This window comes from Amycolatopsis sp. NPDC004747 (assembly GCF_053601335.1).
The window spans coordinates 173,127-191,313 of the sequence record NZ_JBSGBQ010000016.1; the positions used below are offsets into that span (position 1 = coordinate 173,127).

Annotated in this window: 18 protein-coding genes; 6 read left to right on the plus strand and 12 right to left on the minus strand. The window is 71.2% G+C overall.

Annotated elements, in window-relative coordinates:
* Positions 1 to 5: 5 nt before the first annotated feature.
* The 3 genes from ACWEGE_RS26055 to ACWEGE_RS26065 form a co-directional block, all read right to left on the minus strand.
* Positions 6 to 572: a DUF3558 domain-containing protein gene (locus ACWEGE_RS26055; RefSeq protein ID WP_449663057.1), complete on the minus strand. Its 567-nt coding sequence runs from the start codon at positions 570 to 572 to the stop codon at positions 6 to 8.
* Between the two features lie 6 nt (positions 573 to 578).
* The gene (locus ACWEGE_RS26060) at positions 579 to 1,025 is read right to left on the minus strand and encodes a hypothetical protein (protein WP_449663058.1); all 447 of its coding nucleotides are present in this window, start codon (positions 1,023 to 1,025) and stop codon (positions 579 to 581) included.
* A 129-nt stretch (positions 1,026 to 1,154) separates the two neighbouring features.
* Positions 1,155 to 1,919 (minus strand): ESX secretion-associated protein EspG, encoded by a 765-nt coding sequence (locus tag ACWEGE_RS26065; protein WP_449663059.1) that lies wholly within the window; start codon positions 1,917 to 1,919, stop codon positions 1,155 to 1,157.
* 105 nt (positions 1,920 to 2,024) lie between these two features.
* On the opposite strand from ACWEGE_RS26065, the gene ACWEGE_RS26070 reads away from it, so the two are divergent.
* The gene (locus ACWEGE_RS26070; RefSeq protein ID WP_449663060.1) at positions 2,025 to 2,270 is read left to right on the plus strand and encodes a hypothetical protein; all 246 of its coding nucleotides are present in this window, start codon (positions 2,025 to 2,027) and stop codon (positions 2,268 to 2,270) included.
* A gap of 67 nt (positions 2,271 to 2,337) precedes the next feature.
* On the opposite strand, the gene ACWEGE_RS26075 is transcribed toward ACWEGE_RS26070, so the two are convergent.
* The gene (locus ACWEGE_RS26075) at positions 2,338 to 4,257 is read right to left on the minus strand and encodes a glycosyltransferase (protein WP_449663061.1); all 1,920 of its coding nucleotides are present in this window, start codon (positions 4,255 to 4,257) and stop codon (positions 2,338 to 2,340) included.
* A gap of 6 nt (positions 4,258 to 4,263) precedes the next feature.
* Positions 4,264 to 4,731: a GtrA family protein gene (locus ACWEGE_RS26080; protein ID WP_449663062.1), complete on the minus strand. Its 468-nt coding sequence runs from the start codon at positions 4,729 to 4,731 to the stop codon at positions 4,264 to 4,266.
* Between the two features lie 205 nt (positions 4,732 to 4,936).
* On the opposite strand from ACWEGE_RS26080, the gene ACWEGE_RS26085 reads away from it, so the two are divergent.
* From ACWEGE_RS26085 to ACWEGE_RS26095, 3 genes are read left to right on the plus strand one after another with little or no spacing between them, the layout of a single operon-like run.
* Positions 4,937 to 6,271, plus strand: coding sequence for an FAD-binding protein (locus ACWEGE_RS26085; RefSeq protein ID WP_449663105.1), 1,335 nt, complete (start codon positions 4,937 to 4,939; stop codon positions 6,269 to 6,271).
* A complete protein-coding gene (locus ACWEGE_RS26090) occupies positions 6,268 to 7,023 on the plus strand; it encodes a decaprenylphospho-beta-D-erythro-pentofuranosid-2-ulose 2-reductase (protein ID WP_449663063.1) in 756 nt (251 codons plus the stop codon). Before ACWEGE_RS26085 ends, ACWEGE_RS26090 begins: the two co-directional genes overlap by 4 nt.
* Positions 6,942 to 8,291, plus strand: a complete 1,350-nt coding sequence (locus tag ACWEGE_RS26095) for a hypothetical protein (RefSeq protein ID WP_449663064.1) — start codon at positions 6,942 to 6,944, stop codon at positions 8,289 to 8,291. Before ACWEGE_RS26090 ends, ACWEGE_RS26095 begins: the two co-directional genes overlap by 82 nt.
* 10 nt (positions 8,292 to 8,301) lie before the next feature.
* Here ACWEGE_RS26095 and ACWEGE_RS26100 read toward each other — a convergent pair whose 3' ends face one another.
* From ACWEGE_RS26100 to glf, 5 genes are all read right to left on the minus strand, one after another.
* The gene (locus ACWEGE_RS26100; RefSeq protein ID WP_449663065.1) at positions 8,302 to 9,816 is read right to left on the minus strand and encodes a hypothetical protein; all 1,515 of its coding nucleotides are present in this window, start codon (positions 9,814 to 9,816) and stop codon (positions 8,302 to 8,304) included.
* Between the two features lie 75 nt (positions 9,817 to 9,891).
* Positions 9,892 to 10,614: a hypothetical protein gene (locus ACWEGE_RS26105; protein ID WP_449663066.1), complete on the minus strand. Its 723-nt coding sequence runs from the start codon at positions 10,612 to 10,614 to the stop codon at positions 9,892 to 9,894.
* Between the two features lie 110 nt (positions 10,615 to 10,724).
* Positions 10,725 to 11,684 carry a decaprenyl-phosphate phosphoribosyltransferase gene (locus ACWEGE_RS26110; RefSeq protein WP_449663067.1) on the minus strand — a complete coding sequence of 320 codons (960 nt, stop codon included), beginning with the start codon at positions 11,682 to 11,684 and terminating at the stop codon, positions 10,725 to 10,727.
* Positions 11,681 to 12,199 carry a phosphatase PAP2 family protein gene (locus ACWEGE_RS26115; RefSeq protein WP_449663068.1) on the minus strand — a complete coding sequence of 173 codons (519 nt, stop codon included), beginning with the start codon at positions 12,197 to 12,199 and terminating at the stop codon, positions 11,681 to 11,683. The genes ACWEGE_RS26110 and ACWEGE_RS26115 overlap by 4 nt, the downstream gene beginning before the upstream one ends.
* Positions 12,192 to 13,415: a UDP-galactopyranose mutase gene (glf, locus tag ACWEGE_RS26120; protein WP_449663069.1), complete on the minus strand. Its 1,224-nt coding sequence runs from the start codon at positions 13,413 to 13,415 to the stop codon at positions 12,192 to 12,194. The genes ACWEGE_RS26115 and glf overlap by 8 nt, the downstream gene beginning before the upstream one ends.
* 79 nt (positions 13,416 to 13,494) lie before the next feature.
* Here glf and ACWEGE_RS26125 point away from each other — a divergent pair, with 79 nt between their 5' ends.
* The gene (locus ACWEGE_RS26125; protein WP_449663070.1) at positions 13,495 to 15,498 is read left to right on the plus strand and encodes a DUF6541 family protein; all 2,004 of its coding nucleotides are present in this window, start codon (positions 13,495 to 13,497) and stop codon (positions 15,496 to 15,498) included.
* A gap of 126 nt (positions 15,499 to 15,624) precedes the next feature.
* On the opposite strand, the gene ACWEGE_RS26130 is transcribed toward ACWEGE_RS26125, so the two are convergent.
* On the minus strand, positions 15,625 to 16,506 hold the full coding sequence (locus ACWEGE_RS26130; RefSeq protein ID WP_449663071.1) for an LLM class flavin-dependent oxidoreductase: 882 nt from the start codon (positions 16,504 to 16,506) through the stop codon (positions 15,625 to 15,627).
* A gap of 96 nt (positions 16,507 to 16,602) precedes the next feature.
* Here ACWEGE_RS26130 and ACWEGE_RS26135 point away from each other — a divergent pair, with 96 nt between their 5' ends.
* Positions 16,603 to 17,400, plus strand: a complete 798-nt coding sequence (locus tag ACWEGE_RS26135) for an HAD family hydrolase (RefSeq protein ID WP_449663106.1) — start codon at positions 16,603 to 16,605, stop codon at positions 17,398 to 17,400.
* 55 nt (positions 17,401 to 17,455) lie between these two features.
* Here ACWEGE_RS26135 and ACWEGE_RS26140 read toward each other — a convergent pair whose 3' ends face one another.
* Complete coding sequence (locus tag ACWEGE_RS26140) at positions 17,456 to 18,184, minus strand: lysophospholipid acyltransferase family protein (protein ID WP_449663072.1); 729 nt, start codon at positions 18,182 to 18,184, stop codon at positions 17,456 to 17,458.
* Between the last annotated feature and the right edge of the window lie 3 nt (positions 18,185 to 18,187).

Sequence of the window (18,187 nt, forward strand, 5' to 3'; positions counted from 1 at the left end):
TCCCCTTACCCCTTGGGCAGCTTCGGCTCGACAGCCTTCGTGGCCACGTCCTCGGCGATCTGGCAGGCCTTCTCGACGGTCCGGACCGAGGTGACGTTCACGTCGACGCGCGCCTTGTCCCCCACGCCGAGGGCGACCGTGCACCCCAGCGGCGCGGTGCTGGACGCTTCCTTGGCCTTGCGGCCGTTGATCTCCAGGTCCTTGATGCCGTTCCCGGTGTCGACCACCGAACCGAGGGGCGCGTCATCCCGGATCGCGACGTTGATGCCCACGCTCTCTTCGCTGGCGGTGGAGGTCTTGTTCAGGTAGCCGCAAACACGCGCCGTACCGAGCTTCTGCTCCTTGCCGTCGCCGAACGTGCTGTAGGAGCTGATGTCCGCCGGGGTGAGCAGGGTGCACGGTTCCAGCGACGCGGTCGTGGCACTGCCTGGGTCCGCCGACGCCGAACCGCCGGAGGTGGCTGGCGGCTCCGACCCCGCGGGCGATGCGGTTCCGGGCTGGGTGGTCGTGCAGCCGGCCAGCAGGCAGGCACCTGCGGCGAGGGGCAGGACAGCGCGTGCGAGGAGTTTCATCGTTCCCTACGGCTTGGACTTCATGGCGTCGAGGGCGGCGTTCTCGGATGCGTTGTAGAGACCGGCGGCGCGCGCAAGCGCCTGATCGGCCTGCTCGGCCACCTCGCGGAGCTGGGCCAGCACGACACCCGCGGAGCCTTCCGCCTGCGCCGCGCCCTTCTGGTCGTGCGCGGCGATGGTGTGCCCGTAGGGGTGGTTGCCCAGCTGCGGGGACTGGTTGAGCGTGTAGGTGGTCTGCTCGAGGCCCCGCAGGTCGGTGACCAGCTCGTTCAGCGCGTCCCGGATCGGCTTCACACCCTCCGGGGTGATCTTGAAACCACCGTTCGCGGCCGCGGCGACCAGCTTGTCCGTCTCGGCCTTGACGGCCAGGACCGCGGCGCCCATGCTCGCCGAAGAGAGCGGGTTGACAATGTCGGCGATCGAGCCTCCGCCCCCGCCGTCGGCAATCAACATCGCAGTTCCACCCCGAATCGCTTCACCCGTGCGTGTGCACCCGGGAGTCTACTAGCCGGACACCCTCCGCCACGGCCGTTCACCGATCTTCACCTTCGACGCGGGCTCGGGCCGAACGGTTCCGGACCGTCAGAACTGGCCTTCGAGCTGGGCGTACAGCTGCTGGGCCAGGCGGGCGTTGTCCGCCGGGGCGTAGGTGATCCAGCGCTGGCCGTCGGCGGCCGCGCGCGACGACATCAGCCAGCGGCCGTTCGGGGTGTCGAACCAGGCCAGCGGGGGGAACGTGCCGGCGCGGGTCTGGGCCGTGAACTGGCCCACGCGCTTCTTCGGCTCCTGGAAGACGCGCTCGATCATGCGGACCTGCGGGCCACCGCCGCCGGTTTGCGAGCGCGGGCCGGTGACGCCGGCGAACGGGTCGTACGCCTCGTCGCGGCGCTGGTGGCGGGGCTGCTGGACCGGCCGCGAGATCGTCACTGACTGGCCGGGCGCCGCCGGCGTCAGCGGGAGCAGGTCGACGATCGCCGGCACGATGCCCGTCGGGCGGACCTCCTCGAAGACGATGAGGTTGTCCTCCTGGCGGGCGAGCACCGCGAACTGGCCGTCGGAGGCGACGCGGGCGAACAGGTGGCGATCGCCCAGCTCGGCGGCCGCGTTGATGGTCACGCTGCCGCGGACGAACGTGGCCAGCGCCAGCTCGGCGTCCGCGTCGAGGCGGCCGCGGCTCCACAGCCCGCGGCCGGTCAGGTCGCGGATGACGGCGTCGCGGATCATCGCGCGCTGCTCGACGGTCGTGCCGACGTGCGGCACCTCGAACGGCGTCGGCGCGCGGCCGAAGCCGAGCTGTTCCAGCAGGATGTCCACCGCTGCCAGCGACAGCGAGAACGAGTGCGGCATTCGCTTCCAACCCCCCGCGGATGAGTCCGGCCTTCGCGAAAACCGTAGCTCCGCCCTCAGCGAACCCGCTTGCCGGGGCAAGATCGGCGCTGGTCCGATGGACGCATGGCTGACCCGAAACCCGCCCTCGTCCTGCACCTCGCCACCGGCGGCGAACCGCTGCTGTTCGCGCTGACCACCGAAGAATCCGAGCGGCTGGCGGGCAGGCTCGCCCAGCTCGTCCAGGACGGCGCCGTCGAAACGGTGACCACCAAGGACCACTCGCCGGTCGCGGTCAACTTCGCCCACGTGGCCGCCGCGTACGTCGACGACCTCGCCCGGAAGAGCACCGTGTTCGGCATGCACGCCTGACAGCACCGAGCCAAAACCGGCGAAGGCCGCCTCACGTCGTACGTGAGACGGCCTTCGCGAAAGACGATCAGAGCTTGTACAGGCGCTTCCAGTTCTCGCGCGAGGTGAGCTCGGGCATCGCCCGCTTGTACTGCTCCTGCACCGCCGCGCCTTCCTTGCGCAGCCGCTGGATGACCCGCGCGCCCTGCTTCGCCAGCGCGAACATCTTCACCCGGTCGTAGGACCGGACGCGGACGCCTTCCTGGCTCGCGTCGGTGACCACCGCCGTCTCGAACTGCGCGATGTGCCACCAGTTCGCCTCGTCGATCGGCACCGCGCCGAGCCCGAAGCGGCTGCGGCCGAGCACCCGGTCGAGCACCCGCTTGAGCAGCACCACGCGCTGGAAGGGGGGCCGCGGCGGGGTGTTGATGATGCCGATGTCGCTGGAGGCGATGCCCGGGACGTCGGTCGCCTTGTGGCGCTTGGTCTCCGGGTAGTTCTCGCGGATCCGCCGGATCTCCTGCATGGCCTCGACCCCGCCGTCACGCAGGATCTCCGGGCCCTTCAGGAAGTCCTCGACGGCCTTGATCAGCGTCGCCGACAGGCCGTACTGCATGCCGAGCAGGTAGCGCACCAGCTGCGCGAGCAGCACCCGCGAGAGCAGGTTCAGGTTGAACGGCGAGTGCAGGGCCGCGGTGATGATCGAGTTGCGCAGGTTGAAGTACCGGTGCCACTCGTCCCAGTCCTTCATGTGGAAGTCCGCGTGCCACACGCCCGCACCCGGCAGGGTGACGGTCGGGAAGCCGTGCGCGCGGGCCCGGTAGGAGTACTCGGCGTCGTCCCACTGGAAGAAGAACGGCAGCGGGTAGCCGGTGGCCTTGACGACCTCGTACGGGATCAGGCACGACCACCAGCCGTTGTAGCCGGCGTCGAGGCGGCGTTCCTGGCGGTTCGGCTTCAGCGTCTCCTCGTCCACGCCGAGCAGGTCGGCGGTGGTCAGCGAGTGCTCGACCGGCTGGCCGGGCTCCAGCGTGTTGAGCCGCGCGTACTCGGCGCCGACGTGCAGCTGGTTCGGGTGGAACAGGTTGAGCATCTGGCCACCGACGATGATCGGGTCGGCGGCGCGGTTCGAGAACGCCGTCATCCGGATCACCAGGTCCGGCTCGAGCAGGACGTCGTCGTCCATGAACAGGACGTTCGCGTGCTCGGTGGCGGTGTGCCCGGCCACCTCGAAGAGGCCGCGGGTGAAGCCGCCGGCGCCGCCGAGGTTCGGCTGCTTGATGTAGTGCAGCTTGTCGGCGAGGTCCTTGGCGACCTGCTCGAAACCGTCGCGCGACTCGACGAGGTCGGTGCCCTGGTCGGCGACGTAGATCGCGTCCAGGGTCTCCAGCGACGAGACGTCCGCGGCGAGGGCCTGCAGGTTCTTCAGGCAGTCGTCGGCGCGGTTCATCGTGCAGATGGTCACCGCGGTCGGGCGGATCTTCTCCGGCGCCTCGACCGTCCAGCGGACCTGCTCGACGCGCAGCGTCTGGCCGCCCTCGGTCTCGAGGTCGAGCCAGAGCGCGCCACCGTCGTAGAACTTGTCCAGCTTGCCGGTCAGCGCGACCTTCCGCTGCTTGGCGTCGGCGACCTGCTCGGCGGCCACCACGCGCGGCTCGCCCTCGACGTCGGACGCGCCCATGGACAGCAGGCCGGTGCCGGTCACGACGGCCTCGACCGAGACCTCGGACACGTTCGTCCAGCGCTGCCAGTAGCTGGCCGGGAACCGGCCGAAGTACGTGTTGCCCGACACCTTGGAGGCGGGCTCGAGGGTGATCGACGCACGTTCCCGCACGGCCGCGCCCCACTCGAGCTCGGCGTACAGGTCCTTGCTGACGATCGGCGCCGGGCCGGCGAAGAGCCCGCGCTGCGCCGTCAGGCGGCCTTGCGGAGTGTGCTCGGTGAACCGCGTCTCGGCGGCCGCGCCGGCTTGGGTGCTCGGCGCCGGGGTGGCTGTCTTACCGGGCATGGTTCCTCAGTTCTCCTCAGTCGACGGCTCGCGGAACACGACCCACTTGAGCATCACGAAATTGATCACGGTGGCGGTGGCCTGCGACACGGCCCAGCACAGCGTGTGCTGCCACGCGGACTCCGGCAGCACCTGCAGCGCCAGCTGGTTCACCCCGACCGCGACGAAGAACGTCACGGTGTAGAGCAGGACGAACGAGCCGATCTGCGCCTTGCCGTCGCGGCGGCCGCCGGCGAAGGTGAACTTCCGGTTCAGGAAGAACGCCGTGGTCGTGCCCACGATGAAAGAGATGGCGCGGGCGATGTCGACCCACGGTGAGGTGGCCATCCCGGCCACCTGCGTCAGCAGCGTGTAGGTGCCGAGGTCGACGAGGGCGCAGAAGCCCCCGATCAGGGCGAAGCGGATGAGCTGGCCCAGCAGTCCCGGGGAGGACTGCGCAGCCGTTGTGCCGGCTTGCGGATCGGTCGCCACCACTGCTTTACCTCGTCACATGTGTCACGGTCACCCGCGCGGGCGCTTGTGCCTTGATGCGCAAAGTGTAGTGAGGACGGCTTCAGGTCCACTTTCCGGGCGTGGCTACTCCATCCATGCCCCCACCGCCACCCTCAACGGAGGCGCTTCGCGCCGCTGCTTTACTTGACGGGTGACCCAAGCACCCAATACACAGCGTCGCACGCTCATGGGCTGGGCGCGGACCGCACCGACCACCGCCGAGGTCCTGAGCACGCCGGACGTCGAGGTCATCGCTCGTGCCGTGGTCCAGGCCGGTGCACGCGGCGTGATCGCCCGCGGCCTCGGCCGGTCCTACGGCGACCCGGCGCAGAACGCCGGCGGCCTGGTCGTCGACATGACGGCGCTGAACCGGATCCACTCGATCGACCCCGACACCGCGCTGGTCGACCTCGACGCCGGGGTCAGCCTCGACCAGCTCATGCGCGAGGCCCTGCCGTACGGCCTGTGGGTCCCGGTGCTGCCCGGCACGCGCCAGGTGACCATCGGCGGCGCGATCGCCAACGACATCCACGGCAAGAACCACCACAGCGCGGGCAGCTTCGGCAACCACGTCGTGTCGATGGACCTGATCACCGCGGACGGGCAGATCCGCACGCTGACGCCGGAGGGCCCGGACGCCGAGCTGTTCTGGGCGACCGTGGCCGGCATCGGCCTGACCGGCATCATCGTCCGGGCCAGGATCCGGATGACCAAGACCGAAACCGCGTACTTCCTCGCGGACAACGAGCGCACGGACAACCTCGACGAGACGCTCGAACTGGTCAGCAACGGCTCCGACGACAACTACACGTACTCGTCGGCGTGGTTCGACACGATCTCCACCGGCTCGAAGCTGGGCCGGGCCGCCTTCGGCCGCGGCTCGCTCGCGAAGCTGGACGAACTGCCGCCGAAGCTGCGCGCGAACCCGCTGAAGTTCGACGCCCCGCAGCTGGCGACGCTGCCGGACGTCTTCCCGAACGGCCTGGCCAACAAGCTGACCTTCGGCGCCATCGGCGAGCTGTACTACCGCAAGACGCCGAAGGCCGCCCGCGGCGTGATCCAGAACCTGACCGCCTTCTACCACCCGCTCGACATGTTCGGCGAGTGGAACCGGGCCTACGGCTCGAAGGGCTTCCTGCAGTACCAGTTCTCGACGCCGCTGAACGCGCACGAGCCGCTGCGGAACATCGTCCGGAAGATCGCCGAGTCGGGGCACGTCTCCTTCCTCAACGTCTTCAAGCGGATGGGCGAGGGCAACGCGGCGCCGCTGTCGTTCCCGCACCCGGGCTGGATGGTCTGCGTCGACTTCCCGATCAAGGACGGCCTGAGCCGGTTCTGCCAGGAGCTCGACGAAGACGTCCTGGAGCTGGGCGGGCGGCTGTACACCGCGAAGGACTCGCGCACCTCGCCCGAGACGTTCGCGAAGATGTACCCGCGGCTCGAAGAATGGCGCAAGGTGCGCGCTTCCATCGACCCCGAAGGCGTTTTCGCCTCTGACATGAGCCGGAGGCTCGAACTGTGATCGACGCGGTGGGCAACCCCCAGTCCCTGCTCCTGCTCGGCGGCACGTCCGACATCGCGCTGGCGATCGCCGAGAAGTACCTGGCCGAGAAGCCGCTGCGGGTCGTGCTGGCCGCGCGGCCGTCGCCCCGGCTGGAGGCGGCCGCCCAGCGGCTGAAGGACCGCGGCGCCGAAGTGTCCACAGTGGACTTCGATGCGAAGGACACGGCGTCCCACCCGGCCGTGCTGGCGAAGGCGTTCGAGGGCGGCGACATCGACGTCGCGGTCGTGGCGTTCGGCCTGCTCGGCGACCCGGAAGAGGCCTGGCAGGACCACGCGAAGGCCGTCGAGCTGGCGACGGTGAACTACACGGCCGCGGTGTCGGTGGGGGTGGCGCTGTCGGAGAAGCTCAAGGCCCAGGGCCACGGCACGGTGATCGCGCTGTCGTCGGTGGCGGGCGAGCGGGTCCGCCGGTCCAACTTCGTCTACGGCTCGACGAAGGCCGGGTTCGACGGGTTCTACCTGGGCCTGGGTGAGGCGCTGGCGCCGTTCGGGGTGAAGGTGACGGTGGTCCGGCCGGGGCACGTGAAGACCAAGATGACCGAGGGTCTCAAGGACGCCCCGCTGGCGCAGACGGCGGAGCAGGTGGCGGAGATCGCGGTCGGCGCGGCCCGGGCGGGCAAGGAGCTGGTGTGGGCGCCGGCGCCGTTCCGGCTGGTGATGTCGGCGCTGCGGCACGTCCCGCGGCCGATCTTCCGCAAGCTGCCGATCTGAGCCTCTCCGACCCCCTCGGCGCGGCCACCCAGGCCCGGCCGTACCTGCGCCCCGGCGAACAGCCGCGGTGGGCGGCGTACGGCCGGGTACTCGCGTTCGCCGTCCGCGGCCTGACGCCGGAGGGGCAACCGGACAAGGGGATGCTGCGCAAGCTCGGCTCGGGCGTGGCCGGGTTCGCGGGTGACTTCGTCCTCGAGGCGATCGCGGGCGGGGACGACAGCGGCTCCGACAAGGCGCCGCCCCCGCAGGTGATCGCCTTCGGCGACCGCGCGGGCGTGCTGGCGCACGAGTTCCTGCGCGGGCTTCCGCCGCGCGCCGCGATCCAGCGGCTCTGGGTGCTGACCCCGGCGCGGCTGCTGGTGCTCGACGCGCCGGTGCCCCCGCCCGAACCCGCACCCGCGCCGCAGAAGTCGTTGCTGGGCAAGGCCATCGGGTTCGGCCGCGGGGTCGCGAAGTTCGGCAAGGACGTCGCCGAAATCCTCACCGACCGCACGCAGACCTACGGCGAAAACCGCGAAGGCGAACCGATCGGGCTGCGGGAGTTCACCCCGGTGGCGGAGCTCCCTGCAGCCCGGATCGCCCGGGTCGACCAGGCGAAGCGCAGCCGCAAACCGGTGCTGCGCGTGGCACTGGTGGACGGGTCCGGACTGGACTTCCTCGAGGAACGGACCGCGCTGAAGCTCGAGACCACGACCGCGGCGAAGGTCGACGAAATCATCGAGCGCGAATACCGCGGGCACTGGCTGCGGCCCGGGGAGGTGCTGCGGCTGGGCTGCGCGCCGCACCACGCGCACGTCGGGCTGCGGCTCGGCGGCGTCCGCCACGCGCCGTACATGCCCGCGCGCGAAGTGCCGAAGCTGACCGGCGGGCCGGGGCGCTGGCCGCTGCCCACCGACGCCGTCGCGGACGAGGACTGGGCCGACGACCCGGCGCTGGGCTACTGGGCCGTGGCCGACCACCCCGGTCGGCTCGCGGTCCGGCTGGCCGACCACTTCGCCGGCGGCGCCGGCCACGCCCGGCTGACCTGGACGAACCAGCGCCTCGCCGTCGTCTACCCGACGAGCCGCCTGGAAGGCGGCGCCGGCGGGCCGTTCACCACGGCGGAGGAGTTCGACCCACGTGTTGTCGTCCGGCTGGACGCGGTGCCGGGTGGGCCCAGCTTCCCGCCTTCGCCGTCGATCCGCTTCGGCTTCGGCGACGGCTCCGCGGTGTTCCTGCGCGACGCGCTGGCGGCGGTGAAGGTGCCTCGCGCGCTGTCACGGGCTTGATCACCCCGCATCACCCCGCGGAGTGGGCGGGGACCAGGTAGAGGTTCTGGCTGCCCACCCACGGCGAGTCGATGTGCCAGCTCGCCAACGCCGTCCGGGGCGGTGTGCGGCGGGTCGTCGCCAGGACCAGGTCCGGGCTGATCGGCGCCACGCTGTGGTCGAAGTTGTGGAAGTTCGCTTCCAGCAGCGCCCGGCCCAGGTCGCCGCTGCGGCGCTTGGTTTCGGTGATCGCCGGGTCGACCGCGCCGCGGTCGGAGAACTCGTCGACCAGCTCGCAGTCGCACGCGTACGCCAACGCGCCGACCTCGCCCGCCGTCTCGACCTTGCGGCCGTGGGCGATCGCCGCCAGCTCCTGGCCGATCTCGCGGTACTCCGTCGTCGATGCGTGGTTGCTGGTGATCGGCGCGAACTGGCGCGGGAGGCCGGGCCAGGCGTACACCGCGACGCTCGCGACGAGTGCCGCTCCGGCCAGCGCCCACGTGGCGCGCCGGACCGCTTCCGGGACCGCGGACGCGCAGGCCGCCAGGAAGATCGTGGCGCCGATGATGCTCGGCGCGTAGTACCAGTGGTAGGGCGGCACGCCCAAGCGGCTGTAGGCCAGGTAGTGCAGCGCGCCGGCGACGGCGAGCGCCGCGAACGGCGTCAGCCGGCGGGCCGTCTCGAAGCCGCGGCGGTACTGGACGATCCAGGCCGCCCCGGCCAGGCCCGCCAGCACCAGCGGCAGGAACGACAGCGCGGCCGCGGCCGGGAAGTTGCGCCAGTACAGCAGCGGGCCGTTGGCGAAGCTGAACGGCCCCCACGACTGCTGGCTGATCTTGATCACGAGCGTGTCCGGCACGGCCGAGCCGAGCACCACCCAGCTGAACCCGAACCACGGCAGCGTGACGGCGAGCGCCGCGAAGGCCGTCCGCCAGATGCCGGTCCAGAACTCGCGGCGGGCGGCGAACAGCACCGCGGCGATCAGCAGCAGGTCGATCCGGACCAGCGCGAGCAGCCCGATCACCACGCCCAGGCGGCCCGCCCGCCGCTCCCCCGCGTAGACCAGCGTCCACACGACGCCGGTGGCGCCGAGCCCCACCTCCAGGCCGATCGAGGACAGCAGCAGCGGGTTGACCAGGAGCAACGCGAACGTCAGCGGCGCGAACGCCGGCGGCAGGCCGGTGCGTTCCCCCAGCCGGCGCAGGCCCAGCACGAGCAGGACCTGCGTGGCGACGAACACGACGCCGGCGGCCAGCACGGCGTCGCGCAGGACGAACGTGACCGCGCCGAGGGCCAGGACGTTCAACGGGGACGTCGCGGTGTTCGCCGTCCCCTGCTCGATCAGGCCCCAGTGGCCGTGGAAGGCGAGGTTCTTCGCGTAGGACAGCGTGATGTACGTGTCATCGATGAGATGGCTGCTGACCAGGGCGAACACGACGGCGGAAGCGACCGCGGCGCCGGCCGGCAGCGCCCACGAGCGGGCGGCGGGGATGGCCGCCGGCAGCGCGCGGACGGCGTTGGGGAGTTCTGCGGAGGCGCTTCGCATCCCGGCCACCGTACCCCGCTCGTGATGATTCTGTGATCTGAGCGGGGTACGGGTGGCCGAGGCCACAGTCCGGGATCAGATGCCGTCGCCGGTACCGGAGCCGGGGTTGCCACGGCCGCCGAAGCCGGGCCCGCGGCCGTTGAAGCCCTGGTCGGGGCCGTTGTACTGGCGGTGGATGCCGGGGCGGCCGTCACGGGGGCCGTGGTGGCTCGCGGCGGCGAGCCCGCCGACGATCCCGCCGCCGACGAGCATGCCGAGCACACCGACGGCGACGAGCTGGGTGGCCCGGTGCCCGACGAACCGCCGGAAGCCACCGGACTGCCGCGGGGCGGCTGGGGGCGGGCCCCAAGCCGGGTAGGGCCGGCCGAACTGCGGACCGGGCGGGGGCTGCTGGCCATGCGCGGCGGTCTGGTCGACCGGGTCGGGCGCGGCCGGTCCCGCGCCGGGCGGGGGCTGCTGGCCGTGCACGGCGGTCTGGTCGGCCGGAGCGGCGGCGGCCGGGTCGGGCGCGGCCGGTCCCGCGCCGGGCGGGGACTGCTGGCCGTGCACGGCGGTCTGGTCGGCCGGGGCGGCGGCGGCCGGGTCGGGCGCGGCCTCGGCCGGTCCCGCGCCGGGCGTGGCCGGGCGGCTCTCTTCCGCAGGCTCGGTGGCGAACGCGGCTGTGGGTGAGGCTTCCCCCTGGCCGGGAGCCGCGGCCGCGGGCTCGGGAGCCGGAGGCCGGGTGGCCGCTGTCGGGTGCTCGGCCGTCGGCTGCTCGGCTCCGTCCGGGGCCTTCTCCTCGCGCGGCTGGTCGTTCATGGTCGCTCCTGTGGTCACGGGGACGGGCGCAGTGCCCGCCCCCACCACCTCAGGGTGCGCCGCTCAGCTGTGTGTCAGCTGAACCGAACCTGTCGATCCGCCATGAGAGCTCACAGGTAGAACGACAGGAACAGGGTGATCACCCAGGTCGCGCCCAGCACCTGCAGGATGCGGTCCTTGAGCGCGATCTCCTCGGGCTCGCCCGCGATGCCGCCGTCGACGTCCACCGCGTAGCGCAGCACCGCCACCAGGAACGGCACCATCGAGATCAGCGCCCACACCGAGTTGTGCTCGGTCTGGCGGATCTCGAACGCCCACAGGCAGTACGACATGATCAGGATCGCCGCCGACGTCGCCCAGACGAACCGCAGGTAGCTGGCCGAATACTTCTTCAGCGACGAACGGATCTTCGCGCCGGTCCGCTCGAAGAGCATGATCTCCGCGTAGCGCTTGCCCGCCACCATGAACAGCGAGCCGAACGCCGTGACCAGCAGGAACCACTGCGAAAGCGCGATGCCGCCCGCGACGCCGCCGGCGATGGACCGCATCAGGAAGCCCGAGCCGACGATGGCCAGGTCGACCACCGGCTGGTGCTTGAGGCCGAAGCAGTAGCCGAGCTGGACGGCTTCGTAGACGCCCAGCACGACCGCCAGCTGCCAGCTGGCCAGGAACGAAACGCCGAGGCCGGCCAGGAAGAACACGACCGCGGCCCCGTACGCGACGGGGACCGGCACGATCCCGGCCGCGATCGGCCGGTTGCGCTTGGTCGGGTGGGCGCGGTCGGCCTCGACGTCGATGGCGTCGTTGATGAGGTAGACCGAGCTCGCTGTCAGCGAAAAGGCCACGAAGGCGATGACCGCGTCGATCAGGAGACCGGTGCGGTCGGTCGACTTCGAGAACGCGAAGAACGGGGCCGCGAAGACCAGGACGTTCTTCACCCACTGCCGCGGCCGCGCCGTCTTGACGACGCCGCCGAGCAGGCCGAACGGCCCCCCGGACGCCGTCGTCCCGACAGCCTCGGGCGTCACGGCGGGTTCGTCGCTGCTGCGCTGCTCGGTCGTTTCGCTCATGGGTTCTTATTCAGCTTCCGTCGTATCAGACCACCGACGAGCCCCCCGAGAGCTGCACCGGCCAGAACGTCTGTCGGATAGTGAACGCCGAGCACGAGCCTCGAGGCCAGCATCGGCGGTACCAGGGCGGGCACCAGGTTACGCCCGGTCAATCCGGAGTAGAGCACCGCCGCCGCCGTCGTGGACGTCGCGTGCGACGACGGGAAGCTCAGCTTGCTCGGCGTGCCGACCAGGACCTCGACGCTCGGGTGGTCCGGCCGCGGCCGCCTGACCACGCGTTTCACCGCGATCGACGCGGCGTGCGCGCCGACGACACCCGCCGACGCGACCAGCCAGTCCTTGCGGCGCTTCTTGTCGACGACGGCGCCGGCCACGCCCAGGGCGAACCAGCCCAGGGCGTGCTCGCCGAAGTGCGACATGCCGCGCGCAGCCTTCACCGAAGCTTCACTCTTCAGAAAGCCCTGGGCCTTCGCCAGGACCGCCACTTCGCCGGCGGGCTGCCCCTTCTCAAGCATCCAGGGACCCGTCGAGCGGCGCGCCGTCGGTCAGGTGCGGGGCGATCTTGTTGTCGAACGCCGACAGCGCCGAGCCGATGGCCATGTGCATGTCGAGGTACTTGTACGTGCCCAGGCGGCCGCCGAACAGCACGTTCTTCTCGCGCGCTTCCTTCTTGGCCAGCTCGCGGTAGGCCTCGAGCTTCTCGCGGTTCTCCGGGGTGTTGATCGGGTAGTACGGCTCGTCGTCCTCGCCCGCGAAGCGGGAGTACTCGCGGAAGATGACCGTCTTGTCCTTGGGGTAGTCCCGCTCCGGGTGGAAGTGCCGGAACTCGATGATCCGGGTGTAGGGGACTTCCTGGTCGTTGTAGTTGACGACCGAGGTGCCCTGGAAGTCACCCGTCTCCGCGACCTCGGACTCGAAGTCGACGGTGCGCCAGGTGAACTTGCCCGCCGAGTAGTCGAAGTAGCGGTCCAGCGGCCCGGTGTAGACGGTCGGGGTGCCCGCCGGGATGTGCTCGCGGACGTCGAAGTAGTCGACGTTCAGCCGGATCTCGATGTTCTCGTGCTCGGCCATCTTCTCGAGCCACGCGGTGTACCCGTTGACGGGCAGGCCCTCGTAGGTGTCGTTGAAGTACCGGTTGTCGAAGTTGTAGCGGACCGGCAGGCGCGTGATGATGTTCTCGCCCAGGTTCTTGGGGTCGTTCTCCCACTGCTTCGCGGTGTAGCCCTTGATGAACGCCTCGTAGAGGGGGCGGCCGATCAGTGAGATCGCCTTCTCCTCGAGGTTCTGCGCGTTGGCCGTCTCGAACTCCGACGACTGCTTCGCGATGAGCTCGCGGGCCTCGTCCGGGGTGTGCGACTTGCCGAAGAACTGGTTGATCAGCGCCAGGTTCATCGGGAACGAGTAGACCTGGTCCTTGACCCGCGCGAAGACGCGGTGCTGGTAGTTCGTGAACTCGGTGAACCGGTTCACGTACTCCCACACCCGCTTGTTCGAGGTGTGGAACAGGTGGGCCCCGTACTTGTGCACCTCGATCCCGGTCTCCGGGTCGGGCTCCGAGTACGCGTTGCCGCCGAGGTGGCTGCGTCGCTCGAGGACGAGGACCTTCTTGCCCAGCTCGGCCGCGGCCCGTTCGGCGACGGTCAGGCCGAAGAAGCCGGACCCGACGACGACGAGGTCGTAACCTGCGAAATCGGCTTCAGTAATCTTGGCGGGGTTCGTGTGCGCGCTCACGGGCGTCGAGGGTACGCAGGTCGCTGACCCGGCCCGCACCCGACTATCACATTTCGGCCTACGACACACCTGGAAAGCAGTGCCTGCACCCGAGGACTTCTGGAGCTACTTCGGCGCGGTGGCCACCTACCTGGCCGTGCTCGCGGTCCCCGGCGGGCTCGTCGGGTGGGCCGCCGGCCTGCGCGGCTGGGCCCTGGCCGGGCTCGCGCCGCTGCTCAGCTACGCCATCACCGGCCTGGCCGGGCCCTGGCTGGCCATCGCGCACATCCCGTACGGCCCGCTCAGCGTGGCCGCGGTCACCCTGCTGCTCGCCGCCGTCCTCCACGGCCTGCGCCGCCTGGCCACCGCCCGCGGCCGGCTCACGCCGGACGCCGGAGGACCACCGTGGACGCGGCGGGCGCACCTCGCCGTCGCGGCCTGCGTCACCATCGCCGTCGCGGTGTCGATCGTCGTGGTCGTCTCCGGCCGCGGCGGGACGACCGCGGTGTTCCAGCGCTGGGACACGGTGTTCCACGCGAACGGCATCCGGTACATCGCCGAGACCGGCGACGGCTCGCTGACCGGCATGGGCACCATCAACTGGTACCCGGCCGGCTCCTTCTACCCGAACGCCTACCACCTGGTCGGTGCCCTGGTCTACGAGCTGTCCGGGACGTCGGTCCCGGTCACGCTGAACGCGGTCACGATGCCGATCGCCGGGCTGTTCGCGCTGGCCATGGCCGCGTTGGTGCGCCAGCTCGGTGGCCGCGCGGTGTTCGCCGGCAGCGCCGCGCTGGTCGCGGGCGGCGCGACGACCGGGGCGTACGAGTCGGTGTCGAGCGGCCTGCTGCCGTTCGCCCTCGGCATCGTGCTTACGCCGCTGGCGGTGGTCGCGCTGCAGCGGTTCCTCGCGCGGCCCGGCGTCGACACCGGCGCGGTGCTGGCACTGAGCGCGACCGGCCTGCTCGCCGCGCACTCGAGCGCGCTGTTCGGGGCGGTCCTGTTCGCCTTCCCGCTGGTGGTGCAGCGCTGGTACCGGGCGCTGCGCGGCCGCCGCGTCGACGGCGTTCCCGAGGGCAGGCGCGCCTGGCGGGTCGTCGGCGGCGACGTGCTGCGGATGCTGCCGGTGATGGTGGTGGCCGGCCTGCTGTCCGCGCCGATGATCCTCGGCGCGATCGGGTTCACGTCCGGCTCGTACCCGTACTACGCCTGGGGCTCGCACATGCCGGTGTGGAAGGCACTGGCCATGCTGGCGACGTTCAAACAGGTGCTGCCGGTGCCGCAGATCTGGCTGACGGTGTTCCTGGCGATCGGCGTCCTGACGCTGGTGCGGCTGCGGCGGATGCGCTGGCTGGTGCTCTCGGCGCTCGGGCTGTCCGCGTTGTTCGTCCTCGTGGCGTGCTTCGGCGGCGAACACTGGGTGATCAGCCTGTCGCGGCCCTGGTGGAACGACCGGTTCCGGCTGATGGCGCTGGCGTCGATCCCGCTGTGCCTGCTCGCCGCGCACGGCATGAGCGAGACCCAGCGGTGGCTGGCGAACGTCGCGAGCGGCCGCGCGTGGGTGCGCGCGCGGCCGTGGCTGACCGGCCGGGTCGGGTTGGCGACCGCGGTGCTGCTGGTCGTCGCGATGGGCGTGCTGACCGGCGGGTTCTACCGCGCGGCCAACGCCAAGACGGTGTCGCTGCTCTACTACAACGGCCTGCCGGGCGAGGTGGTCCCGCCGGTCAGCCGGGACGAGATCGACGCGATGGACCACCTCGGCACGCTCGGCATCCCCGCCGGCCAGAAGGTGCTCAACGACCGCCTCGACGGCACGGCCTGGATGTACGCCCTGACCGGCGTGCACCCGGTGGCCGGCCACTACGACGCCGGCGTGGCCCCGCCGGACGCGCTCTACCTGGCCCGGCACTTCGTCGACTACGACAGCGACCCGCAGGTGCGCGCGGCCGTTCAGCGGCTGAACATCCACTACGTGCTGGTGGGCAGCGGCACCATCCGCCGGGACACACCCATCGCCTGGGGCCTGCAGCACCTGGACGGGCACGACTTCCTGCAGGTCGTCTACCGGAACCCGGGCGCGGTCATCTACCGGATCGTGAAGTAGAACGCCCTCGTGGCCGCGGCGCCCCACCGCGGCCACGAGGGCCCCGCACCCCCGGGGCGTCTGCAAGTACCGACGCCCGAGGGGCGGCAATCGGTTTCCCGATCACCCTGATGTCACTCGTTCGGACTAGTGCAGCTCCGGCAGGACGTCGGCGGCGACCTGCTCCAGGACGGCCTCCCGGCCCTCGTAGGGCGACGACGACCGCGGCCAGTGCGAGATGACGTCGGTGAAGCCGAGCTCCTGCGCCCGGCCGACCGCGTCGCGGAACGCCTCCACGCTGCTCAGCGAAAACACCGGTGCGGCGTCCAGGCTGAGGTGCCGCTGGATGCTCGCCCGGTCGCGGCCCACCTCGTCCAGCCGCCGGTCGAAGACCTCGGTGAGCTGCTTGACGCCCGCCCACCACTCGTCAGCGGTGCCGCCGCCCTTGCCGGTCGTCACCCAGCCGGCGCCGAAGCGCGCGGCGAGGGTCATCGTGCGCGGGCCGTTCGCGGCGACGACGAACGGCAGCCGCGGCCGCTGCACCGGACCGGGCAGGTTGCGGGCCTCGCGGGCCCGGTAGTACTCGCCGTCGAAGTCGAACTTGTCGGTCATCAGCAGCCCGTCGAGCGCCTCGACGAACTCGGTGAAGCGGTCCGCGCGCTGCTTCGGCGTCAGCTCGGGGGCGTCGAGCACCGCGCCGTCGTAGTGGGTGTGGTCGACGCCCGCGCCGACGCCGAGGACGAGCCGGCCGTCCGAGACGTCGTCGAGGGTGTTCAGCTCGCGCATGAACGGCACGGGGTGCCGGGCGACCGGCGAGGCCACGAACGTGCCGAGCCGGATGCGGGACGTCACCATCGCCGCCGCGGTCAGGGTCGGGATCGCGGAGAACCACGGGCCGTCGACCAGGTTGCGCCAGCCCAGGTGGTCGTACGTCCACGCGTGGTCGAAGCCGTACTCCTCGGCGGCCCGCCACTTCGGCTCGGCGGCCCACCAACGATCTTCAGGAAGGATCACGATGCCAAATCGCACAGGTCCGGACGCTATCGGTTACCACCGGCTGTCGCACGGACGGGGAAGCCTTCCCCCGAACGAGTCAGGGACAATGGCGGGGTGGAGAGACCCCAGTTGATCGCGTCCGACGTCGACGGCACCCTGCTCGGCCCCTCCGAATCCCTGACCGGCCGCACGATCGCCGCCGTCCGCCGGGCGATCGAGGCGGGGGTGCCGTTCGTGCTGGCCACCGGGCGGCCGCCGCGCTGGATCGCGCCCGTGTCCGGGCCGCTCGAGCTGACCGGGTACGCGGTGTGCGCGAACGGCGCCGTCCTGTACGACTGCGGCCGCGAGGAGGTCGTCGCGGTGCACGGCCTGCTGCGGCCCGAGCTGCTCCACGACATCGCGCACGCGCTGGACAAGGCCCTGCCCGGTTGCCGGCTGGCCACCGAGCGCGTCGGCACCGACGCCGACCACGACATGCGCAACTTCGTGATCGAGCCGGACTACCACAACCCCTGGGGCGACGGCGAAGGCCGCACCGCGCCGCGCGCCGAGGTGCTCGGGCACCCGGCGATCAAGCTGCTGGTCAGCCACCGCCGGATGTCGTCGGAAGAGATGGCGGACGCGGTGAACGCGCTGTTCGACCGGGACGTCGACGTCACCTACTCCTCGTCGGGCGGCCTGGTCGAGCTGTCCGCGCACGGCATCACCAAGGCGACGGGCCTCGCCGACGTCGCCGAGCGGCTCGGCGTCGAGCCCGAGCGGGTGATCGCCTTCGGCGACATGCCCAACGACGTCGAGATGCTCCGCTGGGCCGGCCACGGCGTCGCGATGCAGAACGGGCACCAGCAGGCGCGGTCGGTGGCCGACGAGATCACCGGCCCGGCCGGCGAAGACGGCGTTGCGCAGGTTCTCGAGCGCTGGTTCTAGCCGTCTTGCGGGGGTCCGGGTGGCGGCGCCCCCGGCCGGGGCGAAGCCCCGGATGTCACCGCCGGTCGAGCTCGGCGGCTTCCTCGGGGTTCGGCGCCGTGCCGCCCAGGTGCGCGGGCAGCCACCAGCGTTCCTCGTCGGACGCCGGCTGCTCGGGGTACTCGGCCTGGGCACGGTCGAGCAGCGCGCTCATCCGGGAGCGCAGCTCCTTCGTGACGATGTCCCAGTCGTCACCCTTCGCCGGGTGCATCGGCTCGCCGATGAGGATCGAGATGGGCACGTGCCGGCGGGTGAGGTCCTTCGGCCGGCCCTTCGTCCAGAGCCGCTGGGTGCCCCACAGCGCCATCGGCACCACCGGGACGCCGGCGGCCGCGGCCATCCGGACCGCGCCGGACTTGATCTCCTTGACGGTGAACGACCGGCTGATCGTGGCCTCGGGGAAGACGCCCACGACCTCGCCGGCCTGCAGCTTCGCGAGTGCTTCGCGGTAGGAGGCCAGCCCGGCGGAGCGGTCGACCGAGATGTGGTGCATGCCGCGCATCAGCGGTCCGGCGATCTTGTTGTCGAAGATCTCCTTCTTCGCCATGAACCGCGTCAGCCGCTTGGCCGGGCGCGCGCCGAGGCCGCAGAAGATGAAGTCGAGGTAGCTCACGTGGTTGCACGCGATGACCGCCCCGCCGCGGCGCGGGATGTTTTCCGCGCCCTCGATCCGGATGCGGTTGTCCAGTACCCGGAACATCGTCCGGGCCGCCGCGATCACGGGCGGGTAAACCAGGTCAGCCATCCG

Bases quoted from the DNA above. Each gene is read 5' to 3' on its own strand.
- ACWEGE_RS26070 (WP_449663060.1), top strand. From the start codon at position 2,025: ATGGCTGACCCGAAACCCGCCCTCGTCCTGCACCTCGCCACCGGCGGC.
- ACWEGE_RS26075 (WP_449663061.1), bottom strand. From the start codon at position 4,257: ATGCCCGGTAAGACAGCCACCCCGGCGCCGAGCACCCAAGCCGGCGCG.
- ACWEGE_RS26110 (WP_449663067.1), bottom strand. From the start codon at position 11,684: ATGAGCGAAACGACCGAGCAGCGCAGCAGCGACGAACCCGCCGTGACG.
- ACWEGE_RS26100 (WP_449663065.1), bottom strand. From the start codon at position 9,816: ATGCGAAGCGCCTCCGCAGAACTCCCCAACGCCGTCCGCGCGCTGCCG.
- ACWEGE_RS26065 (WP_449663059.1), bottom strand. From the start codon at position 1,919: ATGCCGCACTCGTTCTCGCTGTCGCTGGCAGCGGTGGACATCCTGCTG.
- ACWEGE_RS26060 (WP_449663058.1), bottom strand. From the start codon at position 1,025: ATGTTGATTGCCGACGGCGGGGGCGGAGGCTCGATCGCCGACATTGTC.
- ACWEGE_RS26055 (WP_449663057.1), bottom strand. From the start codon at position 572: ATGAAACTCCTCGCACGCGCTGTCCTGCCCCTCGCCGCAGGTGCCTGC.
- ACWEGE_RS26140 (WP_449663072.1), bottom strand. From the start codon at position 18,184: ATGGCTGACCTGGTTTACCCGCCCGTGATCGCGGCGGCCCGGACGATG.
- ACWEGE_RS26115 (WP_449663068.1), bottom strand. From the start codon at position 12,199: ATGCTTGAGAAGGGGCAGCCCGCCGGCGAAGTGGCGGTCCTGGCGAAG.
- ACWEGE_RS26105 (WP_449663066.1), bottom strand. From the start codon at position 10,614: ATGAACGACCAGCCGCGCGAGGAGAAGGCCCCGGACGGAGCCGAGCAG.
- ACWEGE_RS26085 (WP_449663105.1), top strand. From the start codon at position 4,937: ATGGGCTGGGCGCGGACCGCACCGACCACCGCCGAGGTCCTGAGCACG.